This is a genomic window from Bartonella sp. AP30XZML (assembly GCF_042195945.1).
GTDB lineage: Bacteria > Pseudomonadota > Alphaproteobacteria > Rhizobiales > Rhizobiaceae > Bartonella.
This window is the reverse complement of record NZ_JBHIPJ010000109.1, coordinates 120,540-133,591: the sequence shown is the minus strand read 5'-3', so window position 1 is coordinate 133,591 and position 13,052 is coordinate 120,540. Positions and strand designations below refer to the sequence as shown.

Annotated in this window: 11 protein-coding genes; 5 read left to right on the top strand and 6 right to left on the bottom strand. The window is 38.5% G+C overall.

What is annotated here, in order from left to right; translation table 11 throughout:
• Positions 1–6: 6 nt before the first annotated feature.
• From radA to ACFIL2_RS08440, 4 genes are all read left to right on the top strand, one after another.
• Entirely contained in the window at positions 7–1,383 is a 1,377-nt protein-coding gene (gene radA / locus ACFIL2_RS08455; RefSeq protein WP_375612937.1) for a DNA repair protein RadA, read from the top strand.
• A 142-nt stretch (positions 1,384–1,525) separates the two neighbouring features.
• Positions 1,526–2,101, top strand: coding sequence for a CvpA family protein (locus tag ACFIL2_RS08450; protein WP_375680269.1), 576 nt, complete (start codon positions 1,526–1,528; stop codon positions 2,099–2,101).
• An 82-nt stretch (positions 2,102–2,183) separates the two neighbouring features.
• The gene (gene purF, locus ACFIL2_RS08445) at positions 2,184–3,677 is read left to right on the top strand and encodes an amidophosphoribosyltransferase (protein WP_375634138.1); all 1,494 of its coding nucleotides are present in this window, start codon (positions 2,184–2,186) and stop codon (positions 3,675–3,677) included.
• A gap of 2 nt (positions 3,678–3,679) precedes the next feature.
• Complete coding sequence (locus ACFIL2_RS08440; RefSeq protein ID WP_375634301.1) at positions 3,680–4,429, top strand: SDR family NAD(P)-dependent oxidoreductase; 750 nt, start codon at positions 3,680–3,682, stop codon at positions 4,427–4,429.
• A gap of 70 nt (positions 4,430–4,499) precedes the next feature.
• Here the strand turns inward: ACFIL2_RS08440 and pssA are convergent, their stop codons facing one another.
• The 5 genes from pssA to cysS form a co-directional block, all read right to left on the bottom strand.
• Positions 4,500–5,339 (bottom strand): CDP-diacylglycerol--serine O-phosphatidyltransferase, encoded by an 840-nt coding sequence (pssA, locus tag ACFIL2_RS08435; RefSeq protein ID WP_375634140.1) that lies wholly within the window; start codon positions 5,337–5,339, stop codon positions 4,500–4,502.
• 8 nt (positions 5,340–5,347) lie between these two features.
• Positions 5,348–6,046 (bottom strand): phosphatidylserine decarboxylase, encoded by a 699-nt coding sequence (locus ACFIL2_RS08430; protein WP_375676873.1) that lies wholly within the window; start codon positions 6,044–6,046, stop codon positions 5,348–5,350.
• Between the two features lie 117 nt (positions 6,047–6,163).
• On the bottom strand, positions 6,164–8,047 hold the full coding sequence (locus tag ACFIL2_RS08425) for an ABCB family ABC transporter ATP-binding protein/permease (protein WP_375634144.1): 1,884 nt from the start codon (positions 8,045–8,047) through the stop codon (positions 6,164–6,166).
• A gap of 117 nt (positions 8,048–8,164) precedes the next feature.
• Complete coding sequence (locus ACFIL2_RS08420; RefSeq protein ID WP_375634302.1) at positions 8,165–8,836, bottom strand: DUF421 domain-containing protein; 672 nt, start codon at positions 8,834–8,836, stop codon at positions 8,165–8,167.
• A gap of 39 nt (positions 8,837–8,875) precedes the next feature.
• The gene (gene cysS, locus ACFIL2_RS08415; RefSeq protein ID WP_375680268.1) at positions 8,876–10,384 is read right to left on the bottom strand and encodes a cysteine--tRNA ligase; all 1,509 of its coding nucleotides are present in this window, start codon (positions 10,382–10,384) and stop codon (positions 8,876–8,878) included.
• A gap of 498 nt (positions 10,385–10,882) precedes the next feature.
• Here cysS and ACFIL2_RS08410 point away from each other — a divergent pair, with 498 nt between their 5' ends.
• The gene (locus ACFIL2_RS08410) at positions 10,883–11,251 is read left to right on the top strand and encodes a TIGR02301 family protein (RefSeq protein ID WP_375634148.1); all 369 of its coding nucleotides are present in this window, start codon (positions 10,883–10,885) and stop codon (positions 11,249–11,251) included.
• 417 nt (positions 11,252–11,668) lie between these two features.
• Here ACFIL2_RS08410 and ACFIL2_RS08405 read toward each other — a convergent pair whose 3' ends face one another.
• Positions 11,669–12,997 carry a dihydroorotase gene (locus ACFIL2_RS08405; RefSeq protein ID WP_375634150.1) on the bottom strand — a complete coding sequence of 443 codons (1,329 nt, stop codon included), beginning with the start codon at positions 12,995–12,997 and terminating at the stop codon, positions 11,669–11,671.
• Positions 12,998–13,052 lie beyond the last annotated feature (55 nt).

Genomic DNA, 13,052 nt, shown 5'->3' with positions numbered 1-13,052 from the left:
ATCGATATGGCGCGTAATCGTATTCAATTTATCTGTCAAAATTGCGGAACCATCCATTCTCGTTGGGCAGGGAAATGTAGCGCTTGTGGGGAATGGAATTCTCTTATCGAAGAAACTATAAATAGCGGCATAGGAAGTGGTCCTAAGCAGAATGCTCGTAAAGGACGCATTGTCACACTCACATCTCTTTCTGGAAATATCGAAGATGCTCCACGTATTCATTCTGGTATTGCTGAACTTGATCGTGTTACCGGTGGGGGCTTTGTCCGTGGATCAGCACTCCTTGTTGGAGGTGATCCGGGTATTGGTAAATCAACATTGCTGACACAAACAGCCGCTGCTTTATCACGTAAAGGATATAATGTCATCTATGTTTCAGGTGAAGAGGCTATTGCGCAAATTTGTCTGCGCGCGCAAAGGCTTGAAGCTAACAATACAGAAGTGAAACTTGCTGCTGAAACCAATGTTGAAGATATTCTGGCAACCTTAAGCGAACATAAAAACCTTGATATGGTGATTATCGATTCGATTCAAACCCTATGGTCAGATACAGCAGATTCAGCACCTGGCACTGTCACACAAGTACGTATCGGTGCTCAGGCAATGATCCGCTTTGCCAAGAAAACAGGAGCCGCCGTTGTTCTTGTTGGGCATGTTACAAAAGATGGACAAATTGCTGGTCCTCGAGTCGTTGAACATATGGTTGATGGCGTTCTCTATTTTGAGGGTGAAGGAGGACATCATTATCGCATTCTTAGAACTGTAAAAAATCGCTTCGGACCAACAGATGAAATTGGTGTCTTTGAAATGTCTGATAAAGGATTACGCGAAGTGATAAATCCATCTGAATTATTTTTAGGGGAACGTAATGAAAAAGCACCAGGCGCTGCTGTTTTTGCAGGAATGGAAGGGACTCGCCCGATACTCGTAGAAATTCAAGCGCTTGTTGCTCCTTCTTCCCTTGGGACACCAAGACGTGCGGTTGTCGGATGGGATGGAAATCGCCTTTCTATGATTCTTGCCGTTTTAGAAGCCCATTGTGGCATTCGTTTTGGACAGCATGATGTCTATCTGAACGTAGCAGGTGGATATCGCATATCAGAACCCGCTGCTGATTTAGCTGTAGCCGCTGCTTTGGTATCTTCTCTTGCCAATATCGCATTGCCAACGGATTATGTATATTTTGGTGAAGTTAGTCTTTCAGGAGCTACCCGCGCTGTTGCACATTCAGCACAGCGCATCAATGAAGCAAAAAAACTCGGCTTTCAAGGAGCCTTTCACCCCACAACAACAACCGAAATGATGAAGTCGCTCAACTTTCAACAAAAAACTTTCTCCGACCTTCCCGAACTCGTTGCTACTCTTACCGTAAGTAAAAAATGATCTGCACCACAGATATGATAATATAGAAAAAACTCTATAAAATACAAAAGATCCTTGCTATAAGAACAAAAAATGGCATAACAAAAAATATATTTGCACACAGACTTAAAAGAACACAACTTTATGTATAAGGAACAAACAAATGATCATAACAATCCTTGATGGAATTGTCGTAGTAATCATCCTGTTGTCCGCTTTTCTTGCTATGCTTCGAGGATTTTCACGTGAAGTGTTATCGTTGATTTCTTGGGCAGTTGCAGCTGTTACGACACTGTTTTTATTCAAACCTGTCTTACCTTTCTTTGAACAATATCTCTCTAATAAAATGATTGCATTGATCACAACATTGGTCACAATTTTTATTGTTGTTCTCATTATTACTTCAATTATTACAATGAAGATCTCTGATTTTATTATTGATAGTCGAATTGGTATCCTTGACCGTGCTATTGGTTTTATTTTTGGAGCACTTCGTGGTTTACTTATCATGGTCATCGGTATGTTACTGCTTAATGCACTGATTAAACCCGAGCTTCAAGCGAATTGGTTAAAAAATGCAAAAACAAGGCCTATTTTAGATTCATTGGGACAAAAAGTTTGGGAAATACTCCCAAAAGATATTGGATCTGTTCTCGAAAAGACGGAAAATTTGTTTAAAGACAGCAATAAACATACGTATGAGCAACACTCTCATGAAAAGATAATTTTCAAAAAATAGAGAATAGTTTTTCATGAGGAAAGAGAACTAAATGATGTAAAATGTGATATTAATGATTCCTCCATATCACAACTGAAAGAATATGATGATAAAAAGCGATGTTTTCTGTCAAGAATTTTCATTAGATGATGATACCCTTCATGAAGAATGTGGAGTTTTTGGTATTCTTGGGCATGAAGATGCCGCAACATTAACAGCTCTTGGACTCCACGCACTTCAGCATCGTGGGCAAGAAGCAGCTGGGATTGTTTCTTACCATAATAAAATATTTCATCAAGAAAAGCATTTAGGTCTTGTTGGAGATCACTATACAAACCCTGCAACACTTGCACGCTTACCAGGAAATCGTGCTATTGGACATACCCGTTATTCAACAACTGGAGAAGTGGCATTACGCAATGTTCAACCCCTTTTTGCTGAATTGAAAGTTGGAGGTATTGCTATTGCGCATAATGGTAATCTTACCAATGGTCTCACATTACGCCGTGAACTCATCGCTTCTGGTGCTATCTGTCAATCAACGTCGGATTCAGAAGTTTTTCTCCATCTTATTGCCCGCTCACGTTATGAATCGTCCTCTGATCGTTTTGTTGATGCGATTCGGCAAGTAGAAGGTGGGTATGCTATGTTAGCGCTCACACGTACAAAACTTATTGCGGCACGCGATCCAACAGGAATTAGACCTCTCGTGATGGGGGAACTTGATGGTAAGCCTATCTTTTGTTCTGAAACTTGTGCTCTTGATATTATTGGAGCAAAATATGTCCGTGATGTTAAAAATGGAGAAATCATCATATGTGAAATACAAAAAAATGGGGAAATTACGAAAAAAATTATAAAACCAGAAAATACAAAACCAGAAAAACTTTGCTTGTTTGAATATGTTTATTTTGCCCGCCCAGACTCAATCGTTGGAGGGCGTAGTGTTTATACAATACGCAAAAATATGGGAAGCCGTTTAGCACAGGAAGCCCCTTGTGAGGGTGATGTTGTGGTTCCTGTTCCTGATGGAGGAACGCCTGCTGCAATTGGCTATGCACAAAAAATTGGAATTCCCTTCGAGCTTGGTATTATTCGTAATCACTATGTTGGCCGCACTTTTATCGAACCAACACAACAAATTCGCGCTTTTGGCGTCAAGTTAAAACATTCGGCAAACCGTCCTGTGATTGAAGGAAAACGTGTTATTCTGGTTGATGACTCTATTGTACGTGGAACAACATCCCTTAAAATTGTACGAATGCTTCGCGATGCAGGAGCAAAAGAAGTTCATATGCGCATTTCTAGCCCTATGATTTTTTATCCTGACTTTTATGGTATTGATACACCTAAAGCTGAAAACCTTTTAGCAAATCAATATCCAAATTTAAAATCTATGTGTGATTTTATTGGAGCAGATTCATTAGAATTTCTTTCAACGGATGGGTTATATCTTGCTGTAGCAGGGGAAAAACGGAATAACGCCGATCCACAATTTACTGACCATTATTTTACTGGATATTATCCTACGCATCTGGTTGATCAAGAAAATCTCTCCAAAATTCATCAATCATCTGTTCTTAAAACAAGAGATTAATGATGACAAAACGTGACTTTAGTCTCCATGGGCGTGTTGCACTTGTTACTGGCGCATCAAGAGGGATTGGCTATTATTTGGCACTCGAGCTTGCTGCACACGGCGCTCATATTATTGCTCTTGCACGAACAGTCAGTGGACTTACTGAATTAGATAATCAAATCCGAGAAAAAGGGGCTCATGCAACCCTTGTTCCCCTTGACTTGCATCATATGGAAAACATCGATACCCTTGCTATCTCAATTGCCAAACGCTGGAAAAAACTTGATATTATCGTTGCAAACGCAGGAATTCTTGGAACACTCTCACCAATAGCGCATATAGAAAACACGGTATTTGAAGATGTTTTTCAAATAAATCTTTTCAGCCAATGGCGCTTAATGAAAGCCGTTGAGCCTTTATTACGTGAATCTGATGCTGGACGAGCCATCCTGTTATCCTCAAGCGTTGCGCATGCTGCGCGCCCTTTCTGGGGAGCTTATGCAGCCTCTAAAGCGGCTTTAGAGGTGATTGCCCGCTGTTGGGCAGAAGAACTCAAACAAACCCCTATTAAGATTAATTGTGTCAACCCTGGTGCCACACGCACTGCCATGCGCGCTGAAGCTATGCCCGGTGAAGATCCACAAACTCTCCCTTCACCACAAGAGGTTGCAAAAAAGATAGTCCATTTGTTATCACCTGATTTAAAGGAAACTGGAAAACTCTTTAATGTCCATAAAAATCGGTTTGTAGATTATCATGTACCTGATTGATCATCATATGAGAAGTAAATCGTTTGACTCTCTCTTTTTCCTGTGCTTTTCGACAGAAGAATGAAGCACTTTATAATTCTTGGATAGCTTTAGCATCAGCCTTTTTCTCTTCTAAAGTAGCACGTTTATTATAAGCGATAAAACTACAAGGGAGAAAAATCATATAGCTAACAGCTGTAATCAATAAAGTTTCCCATGTGTAAGTCGCAAGAAAACCGACATAAATAACAATGACCAACATGCACGGTATAACGATATCGCGCCTTAAATTTTGATCAATTGTTTTTGCATTCCATACCGGTAAACGACTAATCAAAAGAAAAGCAATAATTACAGTATAAAGACTAAAAAATAATGCCCACCCCCAATTGGGGACCAAACCAAGAGTGCCTAAATAGGTAGGCAATAAAAGTAATAATGCTCCTGCTGGTGCTGGAACACCAACAAAATAACTTTTCTGCCACTTAGGTATATTGGGATTATCTAACATCACATTAAAACGTGCTAATCGCAAACAACAAGCAACACAATAAACAAGGGCAGCAACCCAACCAATGTGATTTGCTTGATTCAAGATAAAAGAATAAACAATGAGTGCAGGGGTAACACCAAAATTTATAACATCAGCAAGAGAATCCATCTGTGCCCCAAAAGATGAACTACCATCTATTAAACGGGCAATGCGACCATCAGCACCATCTAAAACTGCGGCCAAAAGCACCATTAAAATAGCAGCTTCATAGCGATGTTCAAAAGCCAAACGAATGCTGCTCATCCCTGCACAAATTGCTAAAATAGTAATGATATTAGGAATGACATACCGCATTGATGTAGGTGAACGCCGCCGATTTGCAACATCATCATGCTGCCCCTCAGGATTGAATGAAGAAAATGGCGAAAAATTTTTCATTGTGAGTCCTAATCGTATCTGAAGTCCGTTGTGGCACTCTTATCATCAAAAGAACCCAAAACTGTTTCTCCAGCAATTGCTGTCTGTCCAACTGCAACACGCAATTTCATTTCAGTTGGTATATAAACATCAAGGCGAGAACCAAAACGAATCAATCCAAATCGCTCACCAGTCATAACGGCATCGTTTTCTTTTGACCAGCAAACAATCCGGCGCGCAAACATTCCCGCTATTTGTACGACACCAATTTTACCATGTTTGCTATCAATTACCACCCCATTACGCTCATTAAACTGACTAGCTTTATCAAAGTCAGCATTAGTAAATCGACCTGGCTGATAAACGATAGACTCTACTGTACCACTGATAGGAATACGATTAATATGGCATGAAAAAACATCCATAAAAATGGAAATACGGATCATTTCATCTTTCCCTAATCCTAATTCTTCAGGTGGAACACATGATTCCACAAATGAAATACGCCCATCTGCAGGCGACATAACCCAATTTGAATTCAAAGGGATCACACGATCTGGATCACGGAAAAAGTATACACACCACACCGTGAGAACGAGACCAAACCAAAACAACGGACTCCATATCCAACCAAGAATGAGCGAAATAACAAAAAACGCTACAATAAAAGGATAACCTTCTTTATGAACCGGTACAAAGCTATTATGGAAAGATTGCAGAATACTCATATAATTTCCTATTCATCGTAAACTTAAACAAGCAACAAAGCTTTTTGTTCCTCTTGTGTCTTTTTATGTATTTAATCAATCACTCCATATAAAGATATAGATTACATTTTGCTCTATTTATTTTTTACGATTAACAACACTCGTCTCATCTTCTTCACGCATTTTACGTAATTTTTCTTCCGCTTGCGATGCTTCAAGCTGCTTATTCCACATTGAAGCATAAAGACCTTTCTTGCGTAAAAGCTCTGTATGCGTCCCATTTTCAATAATACGACCACTTTTAAGAACTAAAATTTCATCCGCATTGATAACAGTAGAAAGACGGTGAGCAATAATCAATGTTGTACGTCCACGGCTTACAATATCCAATGCTTGTTGAATTTCCTGTTCCGTCGCCGTATCAAGAGCCGCCGTTGCTTCATCTAGAATAAGAAGTGGAGGAGCTTTTAAAAGTGTCCGAGCAATAGCCACGCGTTGTTTTTCACCACCTGATAATTTGAGACCTCGCTCTCCTACCATAGACTGAAAACCTTCCGGTAAAATTTCAATAAATTTTGATATTTGTGCCATTTCAGCAGCTTTGCGCATCTCTTCATCTGTAGCACTTGGACGCCCATAGCAAATATTATAGGCAATTGTATCATTAAATAACACCGTATCTTGTGGGACCATGCCAATCGCTTCACGCAAACTCTTTTGTGTTACGTCACGAATATCCTGCCCATCAATTGTGATAGAGCCTGCATCAACATCATAAAACCGAAAAAGCAACCGAGAAATAGTAGATTTACCGGCACCCGATGGACCGACAATAGCGACTGTTTTTCCTCCAGGAACTTCAAAATCAATATCTCTGAGAATCTGACGTCTCGAATCATAGGAAAACTTTACCTGATGAAAACAAATGGTCCCATCGCTTATCTCTAACGGTTTAGCATCCGATTTATCAACGATCTCTTTCTGAACATCTAAAAGATCAAACATTGCTTCAATATCCGTTAAACCTTGTCGAATATCACGATACATTGAACCAATAAAATTTAGTGGAATGGAAAGTTGCATTAAAAGCGCATTAATAAAAACAAAATCTCCTAAAGTTTGTGTCTTATAAAAAACTTCATAAGCTGACATCAGCATCATGATCGTCATTCCAATACCAAAGATAAGAGTCTGACCAAAATTAAGCCAGCTTAACGATGTCCAAATCTTTGTTGCGGCTTTTTCATAACCTACCATAGAAGCATCAAATCGATCGGCTTCTAGAGTTTCATTACCAAAATATTTGACCGTTTCAAAATTCAAAAGAGAATCAACAGCGCGAGTATTCGCCTCAGTATCCGCTGTATTCATTTTTTGCCGAATGCGAATACGCCAATCACTCGCCTTAATGGTAAACACGATATATAATCCAACTGTTGCAACAACGATGAGAAGATAATGCCACCCATAACTTATGTAAAATACCAGTGCCGTTAATATAAATTCTAAAACTGTTGGTACTGTACTAAGAATTGAAAATCTTACGATCGCTTCAATTCCTTTTGTTCCACGCTCAATCACACGAGAAAGCCCACCTGTTCGGCGTTCCAAATGAAATCGCAAAGATAACTCATGCATATGTACAAAGGTTTTATAAGCTAATTGACGAACAGCGTATTGACCAACAGTGGCAAACAGAGAATCGCGTAATTGATTTAATCCAGCCTGCATAATACGCGCGACATTGTATGCCAAAACGAGCATGATGGGAATAATCCAACTGGATGGGAACCATTTAGGTGGCTGAAAGCTTGAATCAAGCACATTCGTAGAATATTTAAAGAAATACGGTACAGATATGAGAACGAGCTTAGCCAAAACAAGATAAAATATTGCCCACAACACACGCATTTTTAGATCACGCCGACCTACTGGCCACATATAGGGCCATAAATTGTAAAGTGTGTGCAGAGTTCTCCCTGTATCTGATGATACAGTTTTTGTCATTTCATTGCGTTTCATAAAGTCCTTACTTCTCTATCATCCGCACAAACAGGTAAAATACCCTCTGTGGTTGTTTATAGATTCATCTCTTCATTACGGAGCTTCCAATAAGCTATACCTACCCGTTTTTTGAAGTTAGACTGTTTTTGAAAAAGGAACAAGAAATAATCCACTATACAATTTATTATTTTGATCTATATTTTCATACCACTCTGCTGCGAATAAACTTTCAACTTTTACATGTTTTTTTTTCAATTCTGCCTGAAGCCACTTTTTTGTTTTACCAATCTCTTTAAGTCCCTCATCAATAACTTCACCATTTTCTATTAAAATCGTCGATTTCTTTCCCTCTTCCTTTTTAATGACAGTGAAATCACCATTGGTTTCCAAACGAACAAAAGCAGCTTCATGTAAGTGACACCCTTTAAGACGTAACATCGTAATGAGATCATTAATATTGATCCCTAAGCTCTTAATCTTATCCATTTGGAAAACTCCATCTAAAACTAATGTGACATTCCGCCCTGCAATAAGACGACGAAAAAAAACTGAATAGCGTGCAATAAAATTAAAAGATGTAATCAAGGTTTGCCAGATGAATAAAACAAGCAATAATTGAATGCTACTAATATTCTGATTATAAATAACTCCTCCAATAATACCTCCCATGACAAAATTACTGACCAAATCAACTGGTGTCATCTGACTAAGACTCCCCCGCCCCGTCGTTCTTAAAATAAATAAGAAGGCAACAAGACCTACAGCCAGTTTAAGCGCGATATATCCATAATGATATAAAAATTCCATCATATTCTCCTTTTTTATGAAGCTGCAGGAATAGAGAAATTAAAATCGTTTTATTTCCCACACAGTTATGCGCTCACCACTCTGCGGATCCTTACTGTCTTTTAAAAGAACCCCCTCGGCTGCAAGCTCATCACGAATTGTATCCGCAGCTTCCCACTCTTTATTATGGATAAGTCTTAGTCTTTCGGCAATGCGCTGATCAATAAATTTTGTATCAAGGAAAGTTTTTCTCATAAATAATGGGCAATCTATTTCTTTAATCCATTCTTGTCTTAACAATCCTAATAAATTCATCCCATTCAGAAGAGCCAAAGCATTTCCTTCTTTATAAAATTTTCGCAAAAGAGTCAGTGCTTTTGGAGTATTAAGATCATCACTAAGTGCATCTATCAAAGTATCATCAATTGCTTCATTGTTTTTCATCTCACTCTTTTTGCTGCGAAGCCATTCATACCAACGATACAGTTCGCTGCTCGATTGTATTAAACGCTGTGCTGTCCAATTTAATGGTTCACGATAATGCGTTTGCAACATCGAAAAACGCGCAGACAAACCAGCCCAATTTTGCTTCATTTCATCGGTTAAAATACCATTAAACTCCCCCAAATTATTCTCTAAAATAGAACGAATAGTTATGAAATTGCCAAAGCTTTTCGACATCTTTTTGCCTTCAACTTGTAAAAAACCATTATGTATCCAAAAATTAGCCATTCGCTCCGTCCCAAAAGCTGAACAACTTTGTGCAATCTCATTTTCATGATGAGGAAAAATTAAATCAATTCCACCACCATGGATATCAAAAACATTGGCGGTCGGATCATCACAGGTTAAACCACCGCCATAGGGCGCTAATAACTTTGCCATTGACATTGCAGAACATTCAATATGCCAACCTGGACGACCTAAAACAGGAATTCCGCCCGGTGATTCCCAACCTGGTTCTCCTTCCACAGAAGGCTTCCACAAAACAAAATCCATCTCTTCCCTTTTATAAGCAGCAACATCGATACGCGCCCCCGCCCTCATTTCATCTAAAGAACGATTTGCAAATGCCCCATAATGGGGAGGATTTTTTATGCTACTTACAGAAAATAATATATGATTTTCCGCTTCATAAGCGTGCCCCTTTTCAAGCAACCTTTCAATTAAAGAGCGCATCTCCTCTAAATGCTCAGTGGCGCGTGGCTGACTGGTTGGCAACAGACAACCAAGTGCTATGGTATCTTGTTGAAACTGAGAATATGTACGTTCTGTTAAGTGACGAATAGCCTCATTCAATGATACGTTTGGATATTCGCTAGCTGCTCGTGCATTAATTTTATCATCGACATCTGTAATATTACGCGCATATAGAACATGCTCATTGCCATAAACATGACGCAATAAGCGAAATAAAATATCAAAAACAATAACAGGACGTGCATTTCCTATATGCGCATAATCATAAATTGTCGGTCCACAAACATAAAGACGTACTCTTGTCGCATCTATTGGTGTAAATTTTTCTTTTTTACGTGTTAGCGTATTATAAAATCGCAACTCTTTCATTTATTGACTCCATGGACGATATTATGCACCGATCCTTTTAGATGTATCTTATCTCAAATCATTGTATTACGCGGTTTAAGCTAAAAACTTGTATCTTATAGTAAATTCTTCTTACCATTTTCCCATTGTATTTACGGCTGTATTCATCGTTTATCATAAAAACAATCTATTTTATTTGATTGGACAAAAGCGTTCTATCATTAGAGATGCTTTCCCTCCTTAAAGAAAATGAGCTTAGAAAAAAATCTATAGGCAATACAATATAAATCTATGTGAAAAATAGATAGCTTGCAGGCAGAAAATCTTAAATTTTTAACCACACAAAGCTTCGTCAGTATTTTCAATATTCCACAATGGGTTCCTTACTACCTCTTACGCCCTATATTTTATAATCAATAATTGAGAATAATGTAGCAATTAACTTTATTTTTTACACCGTTCTCATGACAAAATTATTTTATCTTTACAGAGTTTTATTCAAAGAAAGCAATAAAAATAATGCATAATAGATTGATAAACATCATTATTTTAATATTTCTTGTCATTTCAATGCCAACCTTTGCACAACAATCTCCACCTTATGAAAAAAAATTACTCCGACTAGCAGAAATTTTGGGATCATTGCATTCTCTCCAAAATCTTTGCGAGCCTCCAACAAACCAATGGTATGACTATATGAATGCACTGATTGAAGCAGAACGCCCCATTCCACAAAGACGTGCTTATTTTTATGAAGCGTTTAATGAAGCGTATCGTGCTTTCTCAGAAAATTATCATCATTGTACACAAGCAGCCATTGAAGCCAACCAAAGATACATTGAGGAAGGAAGAATTTTATCTGAAAACCTCCTCATGCATTATAAATAATTAATCTATACAAAAAGTAGCTCTCTCAATCTTAGCGATATCAATGATACTCCTTTCACAAATGCGGGGAGCAATAAACCAGCTCTGAAAATAGAGAGACGTTTAAAGAATAATGTCTTGATACGCTTTTATTCATATGCGCCTTTTTCCCCATACAAAACTGTTCTTTGGCTTCCTCCCCACACTTTAACGGACAAAGATTTTTAACTAAATTTGCTCTGTAAATAATCTAGGTTCTTGTTGAATAAGTTTCCTCTTGGCTTCCCACTCATGTAATTTGCTTCATAGTTTCTAAAAACAAGCCTAAAAATATTTACCACGCATAAAAAAACACTTATGTGCCAAAGAGGCTGACATACCCTATATCACCACTCTAAAAGATGGTATTTTACGGCATACTTATAATTTTAATTTTTTTTACACCAAAGTTTCTATAAATTTAACAGGCTCTCCTTGTGAAGGTGTAACAATTTCACCTTCCCACATAACGCGCATACCACGGATAATAGTCCCAACAGGCCAACCTTTAACTTTTTGACCATCATAAGGTGTCCAACCGGTACGCGAACCAATTAAGCTATTCGTAATAATTTCTTCTCGCTTAAGATCAACAATGGTTAAATCAGCATCAAACCCAACAGCAATGCGCCCTTTACAACTTATACCAAAAATACGACTAGGGCCATGTGAAGTGAGATCAACAAAACGTTCAAGAGATATTTTTCCTGCATTCACATGTGTCAACATAATTGCTGCTGTTGTTTGCACGCCTGTCATACCTGAAGGTGAAGAGGGATAAGGTTGAAGTTTTTCTTCAAGAGTATGAGGCGCATGATCTGAACCTAAGACATCAATAATTCCTTGTTGAACACCGTACCAAAGAGCGTCACGGTGGCGCGGCTCACGAATAGGCGGATTCATCTGAATTAATGTACCAAACTTCTTATAATCATCAGCCGTGAGCGTCAAATGATGTTGTGTCACTTCAATTGTTGCAACATCCTTATGTTTTTTTAGAAAATCAATTTCTTCTTCTGTCGAAAGATGTAACACATGAATCCGAGCCTTCGTCTCATGAGCAATTTTTACCAAACGCTGCGTACATTTTAATGCCGCAACTTCATCACGCCAAATCGGATGTGACGATGCATCCCCTTCAATACGCAATATTTTACGCTCTTTGAGCCTCGCCTCATCTTCAGAATGAAAAGCCGCACGACGGCGTGTATTCTTCAAAATAAGGCGTACACTTTCATCATCATCAACCAAAAGATCACCGGTAGAGGACCCCATAAAAACTTTAATTCCAGCCGCACCAGGAAGTCTTTCTAATTCAGATAGTTCATGAGCATTTTCACGCGTTCCTCCAACCCAAAATGCAAAATCACAATGCATTCGATGAAATGCGCGTTGAACCTTATCGCTTAATGTTTCTTCTGATGTTGTCAATGGATTGGTATTAGGCATTTCAAAAACTGCCGTAACACCCCCTAACACAGCAGAATACGAGCCACTTTCCAAATCCTCCTTATATTCATTTCCTGGCTCACGAAAATGCACTTGGCTATCAATAACTCCTGGTAAAATATGAAGCCCCGTACAATCAATGACCTCACTAGCCGATGCACATGTAAGGTCGCCTATTTCAGCAATACGACCATTTGTAATACCAATATCACGCTTGCTTCTTCCATCATGATTCACAAGTGTTGCACCTTTAAAAATTGTATCAAATGTTTTAAACATAACCACGCTCCTTACATATTGCTCACTTATCGATTATGTAACTTTGAGCAGAAAG

What these genes read in the sequence shown, in the direction of transcription:
- ACFIL2_RS08405 (WP_375634150.1), bottom strand. Translation starts at nt 12,997, where the DNA reads ATGTTTAAAACATTTGATACAATTTTTAAAGGTGCAACACTTGTGAAT.
- ACFIL2_RS08425 (WP_375634144.1), bottom strand. Translation starts at nt 8,047, where the DNA reads ATGAAACGCAATGAAATGACAAAAACTGTATCATCAGATACAGGGAGA.
- cysS (WP_375680268.1), bottom strand. Translation starts at nt 10,384, where the DNA reads ATGAAAGAGTTGCGATTTTATAATACGCTAACACGTAAAAAAGAAAAA.
- purF (WP_375634138.1), top strand. Translation starts at nt 2,184, where the DNA reads ATGATGATAAAAAGCGATGTTTTCTGTCAAGAATTTTCATTAGATGAT.
- pssA (WP_375634140.1), bottom strand. Translation starts at nt 5,339, where the DNA reads ATGAAAAATTTTTCGCCATTTTCTTCATTCAATCCTGAGGGGCAGCAT.
- ACFIL2_RS08440 (WP_375634301.1), top strand. Translation starts at nt 3,680, where the DNA reads ATGACAAAACGTGACTTTAGTCTCCATGGGCGTGTTGCACTTGTTACT.
- radA (WP_375612937.1), top strand. Translation starts at nt 7, where the DNA reads ATGGCGCGTAATCGTATTCAATTTATCTGTCAAAATTGCGGAACCATC.
- ACFIL2_RS08450 (WP_375680269.1), top strand. Translation starts at nt 1,526, where the DNA reads ATGATCATAACAATCCTTGATGGAATTGTCGTAGTAATCATCCTGTTG.
- ACFIL2_RS08410 (WP_375634148.1), top strand. Translation starts at nt 10,883, where the DNA reads ATGCATAATAGATTGATAAACATCATTATTTTAATATTTCTTGTCATT.
- ACFIL2_RS08430 (WP_375676873.1), bottom strand. Translation starts at nt 6,046, where the DNA reads ATGAGTATTCTGCAATCTTTCCATAATAGCTTTGTACCGGTTCATAAA.
- ACFIL2_RS08420 (WP_375634302.1), bottom strand. Translation starts at nt 8,836, where the DNA reads ATGGAATTTTTATATCATTATGGATATATCGCGCTTAAACTGGCTGTA.